The sequence below is a fragment of the Allobosea sp. FW305-C-101 genome (genome assembly GCF_058783685.1).
This window is the reverse complement of sequence record NZ_JBYSYT010000004.1, coordinates 161,390-178,940: the sequence shown is the minus strand read 5'-3', so window position 1 is coordinate 178,940 and position 17,551 is coordinate 161,390. Positions and strand designations below refer to the sequence as shown.

The 17,551-nt window shown below is 67.9% G+C and carries 13 protein-coding genes; 9 read left to right on the top strand and 4 right to left on the bottom strand.

Annotated features, from left to right (window positions below):
- Positions 1-136: 136 nt before the first annotated feature.
- The 4 genes from AC3WMA_RS18385 to AC3WMA_RS18370 form a co-directional block, all read right to left on the bottom strand.
- A complete protein-coding gene (locus AC3WMA_RS18385) occupies positions 137-1,687 on the bottom strand; it encodes an ankyrin repeat domain-containing protein (protein WP_492286795.1) in 1,551 nt (516 codons plus the stop codon).
- A gap of 192 nt (positions 1,688-1,879) precedes the next feature.
- The gene (locus AC3WMA_RS18380) at positions 1,880-3,634 is read right to left on the bottom strand and encodes an ABC transporter ATP-binding protein (protein ID WP_492286794.1); all 1,755 of its coding nucleotides are present in this window, start codon (positions 3,632-3,634) and stop codon (positions 1,880-1,882) included.
- A gap of 22 nt (positions 3,635-3,656) precedes the next feature.
- The gene (locus tag AC3WMA_RS18375) at positions 3,657-4,457 is read right to left on the bottom strand and encodes an ATP-binding cassette domain-containing protein (RefSeq protein ID WP_492287098.1); all 801 of its coding nucleotides are present in this window, start codon (positions 4,455-4,457) and stop codon (positions 3,657-3,659) included.
- Between the two features lie 189 nt (positions 4,458-4,646).
- Positions 4,647-5,546, bottom strand: a complete 900-nt coding sequence (locus tag AC3WMA_RS18370) for a helix-turn-helix transcriptional regulator (RefSeq protein WP_492286793.1) — start codon at positions 5,544-5,546, stop codon at positions 4,647-4,649.
- A 228-nt stretch (positions 5,547-5,774) separates the two neighbouring features.
- Here AC3WMA_RS18370 and AC3WMA_RS18365 point away from each other — a divergent pair, with 228 nt between their 5' ends.
- From AC3WMA_RS18365 to AC3WMA_RS18325, 9 genes are all read left to right on the top strand, one after another.
- Positions 5,775-7,991, top strand: coding sequence for a TonB-dependent siderophore receptor (locus AC3WMA_RS18365; RefSeq protein ID WP_492286792.1), 2,217 nt, complete (start codon positions 5,775-5,777; stop codon positions 7,989-7,991).
- A gap of 69 nt (positions 7,992-8,060) precedes the next feature.
- Positions 8,061-8,951: an ABC transporter substrate-binding protein gene (locus tag AC3WMA_RS18360; RefSeq protein ID WP_492286791.1), complete on the top strand. Its 891-nt coding sequence runs from the start codon at positions 8,061-8,063 to the stop codon at positions 8,949-8,951.
- A 13-nt stretch (positions 8,952-8,964) separates the two neighbouring features.
- The gene (fhuB, locus tag AC3WMA_RS18355) at positions 8,965-10,941 is read left to right on the top strand and encodes a Fe(3+)-hydroxamate ABC transporter permease FhuB (protein WP_492287097.1); all 1,977 of its coding nucleotides are present in this window, start codon (positions 8,965-8,967) and stop codon (positions 10,939-10,941) included.
- Positions 10,934-12,010 (top strand): DUF2218 domain-containing protein, encoded by a 1,077-nt coding sequence (locus AC3WMA_RS18350; protein ID WP_492286790.1) that lies wholly within the window; start codon positions 10,934-10,936, stop codon positions 12,008-12,010. The genes fhuB and AC3WMA_RS18350 overlap by 8 nt, the downstream gene beginning before the upstream one ends.
- Before the next feature lie 139 nt (positions 12,011-12,149).
- Complete coding sequence (locus AC3WMA_RS18345; protein WP_492286789.1) at positions 12,150-12,659, top strand: RNA polymerase sigma factor; 510 nt, start codon at positions 12,150-12,152, stop codon at positions 12,657-12,659.
- Positions 12,660-12,755: 96 nt separating this feature from the next.
- The gene (locus AC3WMA_RS18340; protein WP_492286788.1) at positions 12,756-13,715 is read left to right on the top strand and encodes a FecR family protein; all 960 of its coding nucleotides are present in this window, start codon (positions 12,756-12,758) and stop codon (positions 13,713-13,715) included.
- A gap of 200 nt (positions 13,716-13,915) precedes the next feature.
- On the top strand, positions 13,916-16,090 hold the full coding sequence (locus tag AC3WMA_RS18335; protein ID WP_492286787.1) for a TonB-dependent receptor: 2,175 nt from the start codon (positions 13,916-13,918) through the stop codon (positions 16,088-16,090).
- The gene (locus tag AC3WMA_RS18330) at positions 16,090-17,199 is read left to right on the top strand and encodes an ABC transporter substrate-binding protein (RefSeq protein ID WP_492286786.1); all 1,110 of its coding nucleotides are present in this window, start codon (positions 16,090-16,092) and stop codon (positions 17,197-17,199) included. The genes AC3WMA_RS18335 and AC3WMA_RS18330 overlap by 1 nt, the downstream gene beginning before the upstream one ends.
- Before the next feature lie 10 nt (positions 17,200-17,209).
- Positions 17,210-17,521, top strand: coding sequence for a DUF2218 domain-containing protein (locus tag AC3WMA_RS18325; RefSeq protein WP_492286785.1), 312 nt, complete (start codon positions 17,210-17,212; stop codon positions 17,519-17,521).
- Positions 17,522-17,551 lie beyond the last annotated feature (30 nt).

The following is a 17,551-nucleotide window of genomic DNA, read 5'->3' as shown; positions in this document are numbered from 1 at the left end:
CGCGTCGGTGTCGGACGGCGACCGTAGGAGCAAGCTCACGGCTTGAGAAGCACTCGCAGGCGAGGGGGCGCCCTGCATGCGCGGCGACCGGCCGCTGCAGGGCGCCCCCCACTCTAGGTCAGGCAGGAGGTCGCGGCTATGCCTCGTCTTCCGCCGCCTCCCCATCCAGCAGGTCCTGAACATCGTCGGAGAAGCCGTAAGGCTTGAACCGCTCCAGCGGGACGCCGTGGTCGAGCAGGGCCCGCGCGCAGCCGGCATGGTCGCCCGGCGCGGGCTCGCCGAGATCGTCAGCCTGCGACGCGAAGGACAGCGTGCCCAGCGCATTGTCGCCATAGCCATGGCGCGTCTGCCAGTCGGCCCCGTGTTCGAGCAGCAGGCGTGTCATGACGGCGTCGCCGGCGAAGATGGCGAGGTTGAGCGCCGTCGCCTGCCAGGCCGTCTTGACCTCGCGGGGCCAGCCGAGCGCGAGCATCGTTCGCACGGCTTCCGTCCGGCCGATGGCGGCGAGCTGCGGCATGATCGTCAGCAGGCTCTCGTCCAATCCGGCGATCAGGCCGGGATCGTCCAGCAGGAAGGCGCGCGCGGCGGCCTCATCCGCTCGGCTGCAGGCCGCGACGAAAGCTTCCGCCGTCGACAGCGGCTCTTCGGCTCCGGCCTGCGCCAGCAGCTCGGCGATATCGTCCCGCCCGAAAAGACGGGCGAGCTTGTGGGCGCTGCGGCCGCGCCGGTCGGCGTTTCCGTCGTCGATGCCGGCCGCGATCAGCGCCGCGATATGCGCCTTCGACCGTCCGCGCCGGATCGCATGATGGAGCCAATGCTCTTTTTCGCTGTCGGAGCCGTGCGTGAGCAGCAGTTGCAAGACGTCGATCCGGTCGTAGTCGAGCGCGCGCCCGATCGCGTTCGTCCCGGCGACCTTCGCACCGGCGTCGAGCAGCAGGCGCGCGCAGGTCGGATCGGGGCTCTCCATCGCATGATAGAGCGACTCGTTGTCGTCGGGGTCGGCTCCGGCTTCGAGCAGGAGCTGTGTCATGCCGGGGTGATGGGTGCGCCCGGCGGCGCAATAGAGCACCGAGAGCGGATCGCCCGGATAGCGCGGATCGGTCCAGCGGCCGTTGACATCGGCGCCGCGGCTGATGAGCAGGCGCGCGCTTGCGAGCAGGCCGGGCGCGAAGGCCGGCTCCCAGATCAACTGGGAATTAGCGACGAGGGCGAGCGGCGGCATCGTGTAGGGCCCGACCGGCCGGTTGGCGAAATCGGCGTCGGCGTCGAGCGCGGCTTCCAGCCTGCCGGTATCGCCGGTCAGGCAGGCGAGCCAGGGGGCGCCGAGGGCGAGCCCCGGTTCCGCCTCCAGCATGCGCCGCGAGAGCGCCCGCTCGCGCGCCCGTTCCGAGAACACGAGTTCGAGCCAGCGCGTGCGCCGTTCGGCCTCGGAGCTGCGGCACCAGTCGACATGGCGCTTGAGCTCCAGCCAGGAGCGGAAGCCGTGCTCGCGGGCGATCACGGACTGGGCGTCGTGCAAGCGATAGGGCTGGGCGGCGACGAGGGCTGTGGGGCGGTCCTGCGCAGCCGGCAGGCTGCTCCGGAAGCGGGCGATGGCCTCGCCGTCACCGGAGCGGAAGGCGCGCAGCAGCCGCTTGGCCTGCTTGCGCAGATGGTCGAGATCGGGGGATGCGGGAAGTCTGGACATGAATCCTCCTGTGCATCAGGCCGAGAACCCGCAATCGGCTGCACGGAGGGCAGACAGGACAGTCAATCATCGATCGAGCAGGTTAGACCTTTTCCGCGGGTCCGGAGGCGTCTCGTTCCGCCTGCGCCTTGGATAGAGCCTGTCGCTTCCGCGCTCAAGCCCCCCTGAAGCGATTCCGACGCCGTCGCCTGGTCAGGCGACGGCGTTGCCCGAGGCCGCTCCGGTCAGGCCGGACTGCGCCGCATGGAGGCTGCGATAGCGCCCGCCCTGCCGGGCGAGCAGCTGGACATGGCTGCCCTGCTCGACGACATCGCCATTCTCGACGACCACGATCCGGTCGGCATTGGCGATGGTCGCGAGCCTGTGCGCGATGACGAGCGTCGTGCGCCCGCGCGACAGTTCCGCCAGCGAGAGCTGGATCGCCTTCTCGGTCTCGGTGTCGAGCGCCGAGGTCGCCTCGTCGAGGATCAGGATCGGTGGGTTCTTCAGGAAGATGCGGGCGATGGCGAGGCGCTGCTTCTGGCCGCCCGAGAGCTTGACGCCGCGCTCGCCGATCACCGTGTCGAGCCCGTCCGGCAGCGCCGCGATGACGGCGTCGAGCCGGGCCTGCCGGGCGGCCTCGACGATCTCGTCTTCGCTCGCGCCGAGGCGGCCATATGCGATGTTGTCGCGGATCGTGCCGGCGAAGAGGAACACGTCCTGCTGCACGATGCCGATATTGGAGCGCAGCGATTTCAGCGTCATGTCGCGGATGTCGATGCCGTCGATGGTGATCGCGCCGCCCGTGACCTCGTAGAAGCGCGGCAGCAGCGAGCAGATCGTGGTCTTGCCGGCGCCGGAGGGGCCGACGAAGGCGATCGTCTCGCCCGCGCTGATCTCCAGGTTCAGCCCGTCGAAGATCGGCCGCGCCGCGCTGTAGCCGAAATGCATGTCGCGATAGGCGATGTCGCCGCGCAGGCGCTCGACCTCGCGGGCGCCGGGCCGGTCGGCGACATCGGGGCGCGTCGCCAGGAAGGCGAGATAGCGCTGGAAGCCGGCGATGCCCTTCGGATAGCTCTCGATCACCGCGTTGATCTTGTCGACCGGGCGGAAGAAGACACCGACGAGCAGCAGGAAGCCGACGAAGCCGCCGGCCGACAACTCGCCGCGCACGACGAACCAGCCGCCGGCCAGCATCACGACGACCTGCACGAAGCGCATCGAGAGATAGGACAGCGAGGTCGAAGCGGCCATCAGCTTGTAGGCGGCGAGCTTGGTGTCGCGGTAATGCCGGTTGCTCTCGGCGAAGAGCCGGCGCTCATGGTCCTCGTTGGCGAAGGCCTGGACGACGCGGATACCGCCGACATTCTCCTCGATGCGGGCGTTGAAATCGCCGACCCGGCCATAGAGCGCATGCCAGTTCGTGGTCATGCGGCTGCCGTAGCGGATGGTGACGAAGGCGGTGAGCGGCACGACCAGCGCGGTGATGATCGCGAGCTGGGGATGGACCCAGAGCATCAGCATGAAGGCGCCGATCAGCGTCATGATCGCGATGAACAGGTCCTCGGGGCCGTGATGGGCGACCTCGCCGATCTCCTCGAGGTCCTTGGTCAGGCGCGCCACGAGATGGCCGGTCTTCTGGTTGTCGAAGAAGCCGAAGGACAGCTTCTGGAGATGGTCGAAGGCTTTTGCGCGCATCTCGGTCTCGATGCCAATGCCGAGCATGTGGCCCCAATAGGTCACGATGACCTGCAGGCCCGCGCTGATCAGATAGGCGACGAAGAGGCCGGCGGCCGCGAGCCCGATCATCCCGAGCTCGCCGGTCGGCAGCAGCCGGTCGATGAACAGCGTCACCGCGACGGGGAAGGCGAGTTCGAGCAGGCCGGCCGCGACCGCGCTGCAGAAATCCAGCAGGAAGAGGCCGCGATGCGGCCGGTAATAGGCGGTGAACCGCTTGATCAGGTCCATGTCGGTCTCCGCGGGATCGCTCTCAGGCAGGGAGGGCGATCGGGCGCTGTGTCTGCGGATGGGCGATGACGCTCATCTCGACGCCGTAGATACGGGCAAGCTGCTGCGGCGTCATCACCGCGTCCGGCGTTCCCCTGACGATCAGCTTGCCGGAATGCAGCGCGATGATCTCGTCGCAGAACCGTGCGGCCATATTCACGTCGTGCAGCACGACGATGACACCGAGCCCCTTTTTCGCCGAGAGATCGTGCACCAGCGAGAGCACCTCGATCTGGTGGGCAATGTCGAGCGCCGAGGTCGGCTCGTCCAGCAGCAGGCATTCGGCGTCCTGCGCGATCAGCATTGCGATCCAGACGCGCTGGCGCTCGCCGCCCGATAGCGTATCGACCAGCCGGTCGGCAAAGGCCTCGACGCCGGTCAGCGCCATGGCTTCGGCCACCTTTTCGCGGTCCTTGGTGCCAAAGCGGCCGAGCGCGCCATGCCAGGGATAGCGGCCGAGCGCGACGAGTTCCTTGACCAGCATGCCGGAGGAGGCCGGCGTCTGCTGCGGCAGATAGGCGACCTTGCGCGCGAAGCCGCGGCTGCTCCAGCCGTCGAGCGCCGTGCCCTCGAAACGGACCGTTCCGGCTGTCGTGGCCTGCTGGCGGGCGAGCAGCTTGAGCAGCGTCGACTTGCCAGAGCCGTTATGGCCGATCAGGCCGATGACCTGTCGCGTGGGGAGCGAGAGCGTCAGCGGCTCCAGCAGCACCCGGCCCGGCACGGCGAAGGAGACGCTGTCGAGATCGAACAGGTTGCCATCGCCAAGCGGGGTACCGGCGGCCATCGACAAGGCCCTTTCAGCCAGCAGGCCATCGGCCCGGGCGGGTGTGGAAAGCATGTTGTCCATGGTCCGGTTCGCCTTGGGAAGACATTCGGCTGCTGGAAGTCGCCTTGCCCTACACCGCAGCCGTCGACGGGGAAAGATGGGCGCAGGCATCGAGGCTCTGCTGGAAGCTTTGGGCGCTTGCGCGCTTCAATCCAACATCAGCGCTTTTTCCAGCGTGCCGCGCCGCCAGGCGGCCGGCGTCTCGCCGACCATGCGGCGGAAGACGCGGGTGAAATGCGCCTGGTCCGAGAAGCCGGCCTCGACCGCGACCTCGGTCAGCGACCGGTCGCCGGCCGCCAGCAGCCGCTGGCCCTGCTCGATCCTGGCCTTGAGCTGCCATTGATGCGGCGGCAATCCGGTCGAGGCCTTGAAGGCGTGGCTGAAATGGGATTGCGACAGGCCGACGAGCCCGGCGAGATCCTGCAGGCGGATCGTGCCGGCCGCATGCTCGGCGATATAGTCCGTGACAGTCCTGAGCTGTCGGCTGGTCAATGGCGTCCGGCGGCGCGGCGCCTCGCGCCTGACGCCGAACAGGTCGATCAGCACGGCCATGACGAGCCCGTCGCCATAGAGGTCGTGCCGGGCATCGGGCTCGGCGCATTCGCCGGCGATGAGCCGGGCCAGCGTCTGGATGCGCTCGTTCGAGAACATGATGCGCGGCTGGCGCAGCAGTTCAGGCGACAGGGCTTCGCCGAGGCGCTCGCTGACGCTGGCCGGATCGAAATGCAGATCGAGATGGCGGATGCGCATGCGCTGCTGCGTGCGGCCCCAGACGGGCACGCCGGCCGGCATGAAGCTGATCGAATGCGCACCACCTCGGGGCGAGACACCCGGTTCAGACGGGTCGAGCCGCGTCTCGAAACTGCCGCCGACCTTGTCGAGCACGATGAACAGCCGCGGATGGTCCGAGACGTACTCGCCCGTGGCCCCGGCCTGGCACTCGGCCTGCCAGAGATCCGCGATGACGCCGTTCCAGCTGCGGCATTTGAGCGAGCCGATCACGCTGATGCCTTCGCGGACGGATCGCATGCCTGGCTGGAAACCCATCCTGACCCTCCTGCGGCCGGATCATCGCGCCGATGCGCGTGTTCAAAATGCAACGCAAAGAACGCAATTGTGCCTGCCTGCCCAGGAACGTTCAATGCATGACAGGAACGATCAATCCCCTATTACTTAGCAGTGATACGTCGCCATGCAAAGCAGTGCCCATATTTTGAATGGTTCTAAGTTTGAGCAATTCTCATAAGGCACACAATATTGGGGCTTGGTCTGGCCATGTGCTATAAGCGAGACATGAATAAGAACTTTGTTCTTCGTTCGACTGTTTCTTTGGGTGCGATGCTATACGGAGCGATCGCCTTCGCGCAGACCGCGCCCGGCCCGACTGTCCAGCTCGATACGATCACCGTCGAAGGCCAGGGCGAAAAGGCGGCGGGGCCCGTCACCGGCTACGTCGCGACGCGCTCGGCCACCGGCTCGAAGAGCAACACGCCGATCACCGCAATCCCGCAATCCGTCTCGGTCATCGGCCGCGACGAGCTCGACGACCGCAAGGCCCTGAAGGTCGACGAGGCGCTGCGCTACACCGCCGGCGTCCAGGCGCAGCCCTTCGGCTCCGATCCCGACACGGACTGGTTCTTCGTGCGCGGTTTCCAGGCTACCCAGACCGGCGTCTATCTCGACGGCCTGCAGCTCTATTCCTATGGCTTCGGCGGTTTCCAGATCGACCCGTTCATGCTGGAGCGGGTCGAGGTGCTCAAGGGGCCGGCTTCCGTACTCTATGGCGGCTCCAATCCCGGCGGCATCGTCAGCCTCGTCAGCAAGCGGCCGAACGGCAAGAATTTCGGCTATGTCGAGACCGGCATCAATAATTTCGGCAACGCCTATCTCGGCATCGATGTCGGCATGAGCGACAAGCAGGGCGTCTGGAGCACGCGCCTCACCGGCAAGCTCTCGGGCGGCGACCAGTACACCGACTATTCCAAGGATTTCCGCGGCACGATCATGCCGCAGATCACCTACCAGCCGAACGGCGCCACCCGCATCACCGCTTATGGCGCCTACAGTTATCTCGACCAGGTCCATTCCGGCGGCGGCTTCCTGCCTTATGTCGGCACGGTGGTGAACGCGCCCTTCGGCAAGATCCGGCGCGACGCCTTCTTCGGCGAGCCGTCGATCGACAGCCAGAAGCGCGTCACGTCGATGCTAGGCTACGAGTTCCAGCATGATTTCGGCGGCATGACCTTCTCGCAGAACGCGCGCTACGGCCAGATGCGCGGCTCCCAGCTCGGCCCCTACGGCTATGGCTATGCCGGACCCGACGCGCCCTTCGGCAACCGCTTCCAGCCGCTGGCGCCGGACTACCGGCTCTATCGCATCGGCTTCCAGGAAAACACGAAGGTCAACACCTTCACCATCGACAACCGCCTCGAAGGCAAGTTCGATACCGGGCCGCTGCAGCATTCCTGGATGGTTGGCCTCGATTACAAGTATTTCGAGATCGACCATGTCCAGGCGTCGGGCGGCGCGACGACGATCAGCGTCACCAACCCGGTCTATGGCGCGCCGCAGGGGGCGAGCTTCGTTTATCTCGACCAGAAGCTGAAGCACCATCAGGTCGGCGTCTACCTGCAGGACCAGATTCGCTTCGGCGGCGGCTGGCTGGCGACCTTCAACGGGCGCTACGACTATGCCGAGAAGAAGTCGGTCAGCCCGGCCACGCTCGCCTTCTCGCCGAGCTATGACGACCGGGAGGGCGCCTTCAGCGGGCGCGCCGGCCTCGCCTACGAGTTCGCGAACGGCATGACGCCCTATGCCAGCGTCGCGTCCTTCTTCAACCCGGTCTTCGACGGTACCTCGACCGGAACGCCCGGCGTCTTCCTGCCCTTCAAGCCCGAGAAGGGCTGGCAGGTCGAGGCCGGCCTCAAGTACAAGCCGACCTTCGCCGATGCGCTCTTCACCGCCTCGGTCTTCCACATCGTCAAGGACAACGTCCTCGTTCCCGCGCCGACCTTCTTCAACGCCTTCGCCCAGCAGCAGCTCGGGCAGGTGACGTCGAGCGGCGTCGAGTTCGAGGCGAAGGCCAATCTCACCGAGAACCTGAAGGTGCTGGCCTCGCTGACGGCGTTCAACCTGGAGATCAGCAAGCACACCGATCCGTCGCTGGTCGGCAAGACGCCCTTCATCGTGCCGGAGATCACCGCATCGGGCTGGGCCGACTACACCTTCACCGAAGGCGCGTTCAAGGGGCTGAGCCTCGGCGCGGGCGTCCGCTATGTCGGCAAGTCCTGGGCCGACAATGCCAACACCCTGAAGGTGCCCGGCGCGACGCTGGTCGATGCCGCGATCCGCTACAAGCTCGGCAACTGGGGTCTGGCGGTCAACGTCACCAACCTCTTCGACAAGGCCTACGTGAAGAGCTGCCAGGACTTTTCGAGCTGCAGCTATGGCGATGCCCGCACCGTCACCGTCTCCGCGAACTATCGCTGGTGAGGCTCGCTGGCGACGCATTGGAGGCCGCAGCCCTGCGCTGCGGCTTTCCGTTGTGGTAGTTCCGCACGCATGACCGGTTTCACGGCATATCCGACGCGCCGCGCCGCGCTGGCGCTGATCGCGGCAGCGGGAGCATCACGGTCGGCCCGCGCGGCTGGGATGCGCGTCGCGACCGTCGACTGGTCGGTGCTGGAGACCCTGCTCGCGCTCGGCCTTCCGCCCGTCGCCGCTCCGGAATTGCGCCAGTTCCGCGAGATCGCCGTCGAGCCTGCGGTGCCCGAAACTGTCGCCGATCTCGGCCTGCGCGGCACGGTCAATTTCGAGCTGCTTCTGCTGTCGCGGCCGGACCTGATCCTGTCATCGAGCTTCTATATCGGCTCCGAGCCGCGCCTGCGCCGGATCGCGCCGGTCGAAAGCTTCTCGGTCTACGCGCCGGGCCGTCCGCCCTATGAGCCGGCGGTCGCGATGACGCGGGCCATCGGCGAGCGCCTCGGCGTCGTTGCGGTTGCCGAACGCTACATTGCCAAGACCGAGGCTGAGTTCGCCGGCCTGCGCGACAGGCTGAAGCCGCTGGCGACGCGCTCGGTCATCCCGGTCAATCTCGGCGACGCCAGGCATTTCCGTGTCTTTGGCGACGACAGTATGTTCGGCGAGGTGCTGAAACGGCTCGGGCTCGCCAATGCCTGGGCGGACCACACCAGCTATTCCGCGATGGCGCCGATCGGGCTGGAAGCGCTGGCCCGCGTGCCGGAAGCCCATATCGCCCTGATCCCGCCGGTAGCGCCCGGTGCCATGGAGACCCTCGCCCGTAGCGCCTTCTGGAATGCGCTGCCCAATCTGCGCGAAGGCCGGCTCCTGAAGATTGGCTCGATCAATCCCTATGGCGGCCTGCCGGCGGCGCGGCGTTTCGCGCGGCTCCTGACCGAGGCCCTGATCGCGGCGGAGACGGCGCGTGGCTGAGGCTGCCGCTCCCATGCGCCGCCAGTTGGGCGGGCGACCCGGCATCTGGGCTCTCGCTGCACTGACGGCAGCCGTATTGCTCGCGGCGGTGGTTGCGACGCGACCATCCCTGCCGGCTTCGCCGGAGCTGGCGCGAACGCTCGACAGCATCCTGCTCTGGCACAGCCTGATGCCGCGGGCTGTGACCGCGCTGATATCAGGCGCGGCGCTCGGGCTCGCGGGCATGCTGCTGCAGCGCGTGCTGCGCAATCCGATCGCCGATGCCTCAACGCTCGGCATCGCCTCGGGCGCGCAGCTCGCGCTCACCATCGCCTCGGCCTATGCGCCGGTCCTGATCGCCTTCTCGCGGGAGGGCGTGGCGCTGGCCGGCGCTCTTGCAGCGGTCGCGCTCGTGCTCGGCCTGAGCTGGCGGCGCGGGCTCGATCCGATGACCGTGGTCCTGTCCGGCATGGTCGTCTCGCTCGTCGCGGCGGCCGCGAGCGCGACGGTCATTCTCGCCAAGGGCGAATATGTGCTGTCGCTCTTCATCTGGGGCGCCGGATCGCTGAACCAGCAGAGCTGGGACGCCGTCCTCGCGCTGGCACCGCGCCTGGCCCTGAGCGCCGTCGCCGCGGCGCTGCTGTTGCGCCCGCTCGCCCTTCTCGGCCTCGACGAGGACGTCGCGCGCGGCTTGGGGTTGACCTTGCACGCGGCGCGCCTCGCCGTGCTCGGCATCGCGATTTGGCTGGCGGCGAGCGTCACCGCAGAGGTCGGGGTGCTCGGTTTCGTCGGCCTTGCCGCTCCGGCGCTCGCGCGTGAGCTCGGCGCCCGCACCCCGCGCCAGATGCTGCTGGCGGCACCGGCGCTCGGCGCCTTGCTGCTCTCGATCACCGATAGCGCTGTGCAGCTCCTCGGCTCGGGCTTCAACGACTTCGCGCCGACGGGCGCGGCGACGGCCCTGTTCGGTGGGCCGCTCCTGCTCTGGCTGATGCGGCGGGTCCCGCCCACCCAGCCGCCACAGGCCAGTGATGTCCCGTGGCGATCGGATCGGCAGGCGCGATCGCTTCACTCCCTCGTTCCGCTCGCCGTCCTGATTGCGATGGTGGCAACGCTTGGCCTCGTGCTCGGACGTGGACCCCAGGGCTGGGGCTGGGCGACAGGTACGCTGTTCTGGGACCTGCTGCCGTTTCGTGGGCCTCGCCTTGCTGCTGCGGGCGCAGCCGGCGCGCTCCTCGGCGCGGCCGGCTGCCTGATGCAGCGCCTGACCGCGAACCCACTCGCCGGCCCCGAGGTGCTCGGCGTCAGCGCCGCCGGCGGTGTCGGATTGCTGCTCGCGCTCACCCTGATGCCGGCCAATCCCTTCGCGATGCTCGCCGGTATCGCCGGTGGCTCGCTTACGGTGCTCGTCGTCATGCTGCTCTTCGCCGCGCGCCCCGGCATCGGCCCGCAACGCCTGCTGCTCGCCGGCATCGCCATGGGCGCGCTCTGCATGGCCGTGGTCTCGACGGCGATGGCCCAGGGCGACCTGCGCGCCTACATGCTGCTGGTCTGGCTCTCCGGCTCGACCAATCGCGCCGGCCCGTTCGAGGCCTGGACCGGCCTGATCGCCTGCATCGCCCTGATCCTGCCGCTCCTGCTCGCGATCCGCTGGCTCGACCTGTTGCCGCTCGGCGAGGCGACGAGCCGCAGCCTCGGTCTGTCGGTCGAGCGCAGCCGTCTCTGCTTGGCTGCCATGGCCGCGCTTGCGACGGCCGTGGCCTCTCTGCTTGTTGGTCCGCTCAGCCTGATCGGGCTGATCGCGCCGCATCTCGCCCGCCTCGCCGGCTTCGCCCGCAGCCGCGACCAGTTGCTCGCCGCCATGCTGATCGGCTGCGGCGTGATGATCCTCGCCGATTGGCTCGCCCGGCTCGTCGTCTTTCCCTATCAGGTCCCGGTCGGGCTCTTCGCCGCGCTGATCGGCGGGCCTTACCTGATCTGGCTCTTGAACCGTGGAGGCAGCCGCCATGGCTGAGCCCGAGCTGCGTGCCGATGCGCGCGTTGCGATGTCTGATCCGGCCGCGATGCTGGAACGGCTCTGCGCGCATTTCGTCGAGCACGGCACGGTGACGCGTCGCGACAGCGGTGTCCGCCTCGAAGGTCGGTTCGGCGCCGTGGAGCTCTGCGCCGCCGACGGTGCCCTCGACATCGCCGTGTTGAGCCCGAACGAGACCTATCTCTTCGTCGTCACCTCCTCGGTCGCCGAGCACCTCCATGAATTCGCCGAGGGCGAGACGCTCCAAGTGGGTTGGCGCGGCAGCCTGCCCGAGCAGCCGCGGATTCCGTACTTTCGCGAGGCGGTGGTGCGCGATGCCTATGACATCACACCGGCGATGCGGCGCGTCATCCTGGTTTGCGAGGACACCGACCATTTCGAGAGCGGCGGCCTGCATGTCAGCGTGCTGATTCCGCCGTCGGGGCGCGAGCCTATCTGGCCGGGCGTCGGGCCGGACAATCGCGTGATCTGGCCATCGGGCGAGGACGAGCTGATCAGGCGCATCTACACGATCCGCTCCATCGACCATCAGCGTCAGGAACTCGCCATCGACGTGGTGCTGCATGATTCCTCGCCCGGATCGACCTGGGCTCGCAATGCGATGCCCGGCGATCGCGTCGGCCTGCTCGGGCCGGGCGGCGGCGATGTCGTTGCGGCCGACTGGTATCTGCTCTGCGGCGACGAAACCGCATTGCCTGCGATCGCCCGGATCACTGCCGAATTGCCCGCCACGGCCCGCGCCAGCATAGTCATCGAGGTCGCCGATCGCGCCGAGCAGCAGGAGTTGTCCTCGCACGCCGCGCTCGACGTCACCTGGCTCCATCGCGGCGATGCGCCGGCCGGGACCACCGAGCTTCTGCCGCGGGCCGTCATGGACGTCACCCCGCCGGAGGGTGGCAACCCCTTCGTCTTCGTCGGTTGCGAGCAGACCGCGGCACGGGCGATCCGCAAGCATCTGCGCAGCGCATGGAAGCTGCCGAAAGACCGGCATCTCGTCGCCGCCTATTGGCGCCGCGGCCATGCCGACGCTCACGATCACGGCGAGTAGTCGCGGTGGTGTATGAAGCCCCGAAGGTTCTCAGTCTTAAATTAGGATCGATCTAATCTATTGATCTTGCAGCATTTTTGCTTGTTATTCTGTTACTCTTGCCAGCATAAGCGCGGTTACAGCCACGAGCCGCGCGGGTATGAGCGACAAGACAGCCGGAATCGCTGCGATCTATGCCGCCGAGCAGCACAATCTGCAGCTACGGCTGATCCGGCGCGGGCTCGATGCGCAGCAGGCTTACGACGCGGTGCAGGACATTTTCCTGCGCCTGCTCCGGTCGCCGCCCGCCGAATTGCGCGATCCCGGCGCCTATCTGCGCCGCTCGGCCGACACGATGGCGGTCGATCACTGGCGCCGCCAGCAGCGCCATACCGCCCTGTTCGAGCCCTTGCCGCCCGAGGCTCCGGCGGTGAGCGACGACACGGCCTCCCTCGAAGGGCAGCTGCTTGCAAGCGAGCGTGACAGGCGCTTGCGCCGGGCGATCGAGGATTTGCCGCCCCGCAGCCGCGAGGTTCTGCTGCTGCACAAGTATGAGGGGCTGAGCTATGTCGAGATCGGCCTGCGGCTCGGCATCGCCCGCAACACCGTCATGGTCCATCTCGCGAATGCCATGCGAAGCCTGCGCGCCGCGCTCCGCAGTTCCGACTAATGCATCCGGCGGCGCGGATCGTCTATTGAGAAAGGCTTCGTCCGGTTGCCAGAGCGGCCCTCGGCCGCAAGGGTGGATTCGGCTCGGGATAGGGCGATGGCAGATCAGGCTGAGGAAACACTGGACGAGCAGGCCTTGCAGTGGTTCGTGCGGCTGCGCGATGGCGAGGTCGATGCCGCCGCGCGTCGGGATTTCGATGCCTGGCTGACGGCGAGCCCCGATCATGCGCGGGCCTGGACGGAGCTCGAAATGCTCTGGTCCGATCTCGACCATCTCAGGCCCTTGAAGACGGTTGAGGCCGCGCGCCCCGTTCACGCGGCCATCCCGGTAAGGCCGGGGCGCTGGCGGCAGGTCGCTATGGCTCTGGCGGCGTCGCTGGTGCTGGCAGCGGGGATCATGAGCGTTCTGCTCCAGTCCGCCCGGTTCGCGGATTTCCGGACGGCGGCGGGCGAGCGCCGTATCATCGCGCTCGCCGACGGTTCGCAGGTCGAGCTCGCGCCGGCCTCCGCGATCGATGTCGACCTGACCGGCTCGCGCCGGACGATCAGGCTCGTCTCCGGCCAGGCCTTCTTCACCGTCGCGAAAGACCCGGCTCGGCCGTTCTCGGTGGCGGCGCGGGGCGGCACTGTGACGGCGCTCGGCACGGCCTTCGACGTCAAGCTCGGGCTCGGCGCGGCGGTCGCGGTGGCTGTCGATGAAAGCCGGGTCAAGGTCGAGGTGCCTGGTGCGGCCGGCGTCGTCGTCGGCCAGGGCCAGGGCGTCGGCTACGAGGGCGAGACCATCTCGCCGCCGGGGCCGCTCGATCCCGGCGAGATCGGTGACTGGCGCCGGGGCCGGCTGGTCTTCCATGACGTCCGGCTGGCGGAGGCTGTCGCCGATCTCGAGCGCTATGGCGGCGGCCGCATCGGCATCCTGTCACGGGAAGCGGGCCAGCGCCGCGTGACGGCCGTGCTCGATGCGCGCGACCCGTCAGGCGGGCTGGATATGCTCGCCGGCGGCCTGGGTTTGCGCGTGGTCCGCCCCTTCGCCTGGCTCACCCTGCTTCTTCCCGCCTGAAAATTTTTCCGCAGTGCACTAATGAGTCCGGCCGCCAACGGCGTCTTACCCTTGCGAGGGCCGGAATCGTCTCGACCCTCGCAATGTTCTGGGGATCGACAATGGGTATTCGGGTCGGAGCGCGGCTTGTCCGCCAGGCGAGACTGGCTGCGGCGCTGTGTGGAACCGCTCTGGCGGCGGGAATCGTTACGATGCCGGCGATGGCGCAATCCGCCCGGACGCTCGACATCCCCGCCCAGCCCGTATCCTCCGCATTGATCGCCTTCTCGCGCCAGACCGGCGTCGCGGTCGTCGCCCCGGCCTCCGCTACCGCCGGCAAGCGCTCCGCCGCGGTCAATGGTGCCCTGTCGTCGGAAGCGGCCCTGTCCCGGCTGCTGGCCGGAACCGGCCTCAATTTCCGCTTCACCAGCGCGACCAGCGTGACGGTCAGCGCCGCTGGATCGGCCGGTGCTGCCGGCGGAGTGGTTCCGGAAGGCGCCATCGCGCTCGACACGATCGACGTCGCGGGCAACCCGCTGGCGCGTGGCGGCGTCGCCGAGATCCTGATCGGCCCGCGCGAGCTCGAGCGCCGCAACCCGACCGATATCCGCGATGTCTTCGGCGGCGAGCCGCGCGTGAAGGTCGGTGGCTCCACGCTGATGTCGCAGAAGGTCTATGTCAACGGCGTCGAGGAGACCAATCTCGCCGTCACCATCGACGGCAGCCGGCAGAACAACAAGGTCTTCCACCATAACGGCACGACGCTGATCGATCCCTCCTTCCTCAAGGCGGCGCGGATCGATGCCGGCGTGGCCCCGGCCGATGCCGGCCCCGGCGCACTGGCCGGTGCCATCGCCTACGAGACCAAGGACGCGCGCGACTTTCTCAGTGGCAACGGCGTCGGCGCCTTCGCCAAGACGCAGTTCAACACCAACGGCTCGGTCTTCACCAACAGCCTGTCCGGCTATGGCCGCTACGAGGGCTTCGACTTTCTGGCCTATGGCACGATCGGCAAGGGCGACAACTACAAGGCCGGCGACGGGCGCGAGGTGCTCGGCACCAAGACGGACCTGCTGAGCGGGCTCTTCAAGCTCGGCTGGGAAGCCCCCACCGGCGACCGTTTCCAGATCAGCCATGAGCGCGTCCGCGACGACGCGATCCGGCCCTTCCGCGGCAATATCGGCTTCATCACCGGCCGCCCGGCCTGGGAGCCGCGCGTCCGCCGCTACGAGATCGACCGGCAGAACACGGTCTTCACCTATAGCCGCACCTCGCCGATCGGCCTGTGGGACCCCAAGGCCGTCATCGCCTATAGCCGCACCGACGTGGACACGCCGATCTTCGAGCGGCCGGTGGGCGCGAGCCCGCTGCCCGTCACCTATCCCGGCACCGGCGTCACCGACAGCTTCAACGGCAAGTTCGAGAACCGCTTCGGCTTCGGCGAGTTCGGCAACGTCGTCGCCGGCGTCGACTTCTACAAGGACAAGGCGCTCTACAAGGACCGCAACTTCCGCGCCAGCGAGAAGGCCAGCAATCTCGGCATCTACGCGCAGGCGCGATTGAAGCCGTTCGAGCGCATGCGCCTGTCCTTCGGCCTGCGTGGCGACCGGCAATGGTTCACCGGCACGGCCGGGCAGGAATTCGATAATTCCGGCCTGTCGCGCAACATCTCGGCCGAGTTCGACCTCATCCCCGAGCACCTGACCGTTCGCGCCGGCTATTCCCATGTCTGGGGCGGCGTGCAGCTGGCCGAGAACTTCATTATGAACACCGCCTGGCGCTATGGCCGCGGCGTCCGGCCGGTCCATTCGGACAACGTGATCGCCGGCCTCGTCGGGCGCTGGAACGGCTTCACCCTGGAAGGCTCGGTCTTCCGCACCGAGCTCGAGAATGCCCGCGCCGCCCGCTTCGCCGTCGCCAGCGCCACGCTGGCGCGTGAGATCGAGTCGCAGGGTTACGAGATCGGCCTCGGCTATGCCTGGGAGGACGGCTATATCCGCGGCAAATATGCCAGCGTCGATGTCCGGATCGACGGTCAGCGCGCGGATTCCGATACCGGCACCTATCTCGGCACCCCGATCGGCGACGTCTTCACCTTGACGGCGGCCCATACCTTCAAGCAATGGGGCGTGACCGTCGGCGCCGATGTCGAGATCGTGCGCGACTACAAGAAAGTCGCTCCGGGCAACCTGCCGCTCAAGGGCTACGAGGTCGTCAACCTCTTCGCCGAGTACAAGCCGCTGCAGATGCCGAACCTGACCTTCCGCGCCGAGGTCAAGAACCTGCTCGACCAGACCTATGCCGACCGGGCCACCTACGGCCAGGAATTCGGCACGGTGACGCCGCTCTACCAGACCGGCCGGGCAGTCGTGCTCAGCGCCTCGGCCCGCTTCTGATGCGCCTGGCCGGCATCCTCGCCCTGCTGGCCCTGCTGCTGCCGTCGCTGGCGAGCGGGCGGGAGCTCGTCGATCTCGCCGGTCGCACGGTCGCCGTGCCCGACAAGGTCGAGCGCATCATCATCGGCGAGGGGCGCCATCTGCCGGCCCTCGCCATCCTCGACCGGGCCGATCCCGTCGCGCGGCTCGTCGGCATGATGGGCGATTACGAGGCGGTCGATCCGATCAGCTACCAGCGCTATCGCGAGCGCTTCCCGGCGCTCGACGCGGTCAAGCGGATCGGGCGCAATACGCGCGACACCTTCAGCATCGAGCAGGCGATCTCGGCCGCGCCGCAGGTCGCGGTCTTCGGCCTGTACGGCCATGGCCCGGATACCCGCTCCGGTGAGGTCATCCGTGCGCTGGAGGCGGCCGGCGTCGCCATCGTCTTCATCGATTTCCGCAGCGATCCGCTGGTCAACACGCCGAAATCCATGGAGCTTCTCGGCGCGCTTCTCGGCCGCGAGGCCGAGGCCGCCGAATTCATCGCGGCCTGGCGGGCGGCGCTGGCCACCGTCACGGACCGGCTCGCCGCGGCCAAGCCCAAGCCCGCGCGCGTCTTCGTCGAGAGCCGGGTCGGGCTCGGCACCGGCTGCTGCGAAACCATGACGCGCGGCATGATGGGGCGCTTCGTCACGGCGGCCGGCGGCGTCAACATCGCCGACGATCTCATTCCGGGCGAGGCCGGCGTGGTCAATCTGGAATGGCTGATCTCGAATCCGCCCGAAATCTATATCGGCACGGCGATCGGCAACGGCTTGCAGCCCGCCGACGCGCCCTGGCTCGCGCTCGGCCCCGGGGTCGATGCGGCGCGGGCGCGCGAACTGCTCGCCCGCTCATTGACGCGCACCGGCATCGCCGGGCTCGACCCCGTCCGGCAGGGACGCGCCCATGCCGTCTGGCACCATTTCTACAACTCGCCCTTCAACGTGGTCGCCGTGCAGGCCTTCGCGCAATGGCTGCATCCGCAGCTCTTCGCCGATCTTGACCCGAAGGCGCTCTTGGCGACGATGCAGCAACGCTTCCAGCCCGTGCCGCTGGACGGCACCTATTGGACGAGCCTGCGCTGAGGTGAATCCCATGACTGAGACATCGAGCCGGCAGCACAGCCATGCGGAGGTCGCGACCGCCAACGCCTCGCGCTATCTCCAGCAGCTCTGCAAGCATTTCGGCCACAAGGTCGAGGCCAGTTTCGACGAGAAGGCGGGGATCGTCCGGTTCTCGATCGGCGATTGCCGGCTCCTCGCGGAAGGCGAGGTGTTGCGCCTCGTGCTCGACGCGCCCGATGCCGAGGCGCTGCTTCAATTGCAGGACGTGGTTGCAAGCCACCTCGTGCGCTTTGCCTTCCGCGAGCCGCTGATCGTCGAATGGCGGCCAGGGTCGTCCGCATAGGCGCCGCCAAGGACCGGCGAGCCGGCCCGG

What these genes read in the sequence shown, in the direction of transcription:
- AC3WMA_RS18385 (WP_492286795.1), bottom strand. Translation starts at nt 1,687, where the DNA reads ATGTCCAGACTTCCCGCATCCCCCGATCTCGACCATCTGCGCAAGCAG.
- AC3WMA_RS18380 (WP_492286794.1), bottom strand. Translation starts at nt 3,634, where the DNA reads ATGGACCTGATCAAGCGGTTCACCGCCTATTACCGGCCGCATCGCGGC.
- AC3WMA_RS18375 (WP_492287098.1), bottom strand. Translation starts at nt 4,457, where the DNA reads ATGGCCGCCGGTACCCCGCTTGGCGATGGCAACCTGTTCGATCTCGAC.
- AC3WMA_RS18370 (WP_492286793.1), bottom strand. Translation starts at nt 5,546, where the DNA reads ATGGGTTTCCAGCCAGGCATGCGATCCGTCCGCGAAGGCATCAGCGTG.
- AC3WMA_RS18365 (WP_492286792.1), top strand. Translation starts at nt 5,775, where the DNA reads ATGTGCTATAAGCGAGACATGAATAAGAACTTTGTTCTTCGTTCGACT.
- AC3WMA_RS18360 (WP_492286791.1), top strand. Translation starts at nt 8,061, where the DNA reads ATGACCGGTTTCACGGCATATCCGACGCGCCGCGCCGCGCTGGCGCTG.
- fhuB (WP_492287097.1), top strand. Translation starts at nt 8,965, where the DNA reads ATGCGCCGCCAGTTGGGCGGGCGACCCGGCATCTGGGCTCTCGCTGCA.
- AC3WMA_RS18350 (WP_492286790.1), top strand. Translation starts at nt 10,934, where the DNA reads ATGGCTGAGCCCGAGCTGCGTGCCGATGCGCGCGTTGCGATGTCTGAT.
- AC3WMA_RS18345 (WP_492286789.1), top strand. Translation starts at nt 12,150, where the DNA reads ATGAGCGACAAGACAGCCGGAATCGCTGCGATCTATGCCGCCGAGCAG.
- AC3WMA_RS18340 (WP_492286788.1), top strand. Translation starts at nt 12,756, where the DNA reads ATGGCAGATCAGGCTGAGGAAACACTGGACGAGCAGGCCTTGCAGTGG.
- AC3WMA_RS18335 (WP_492286787.1), top strand. Translation starts at nt 13,916, where the DNA reads ATGGCGCAATCCGCCCGGACGCTCGACATCCCCGCCCAGCCCGTATCC.
- AC3WMA_RS18330 (WP_492286786.1), top strand. Translation starts at nt 16,090, where the DNA reads ATGCGCCTGGCCGGCATCCTCGCCCTGCTGGCCCTGCTGCTGCCGTCG.
- AC3WMA_RS18325 (WP_492286785.1), top strand. Translation starts at nt 17,210, where the DNA reads ATGACTGAGACATCGAGCCGGCAGCACAGCCATGCGGAGGTCGCGACC.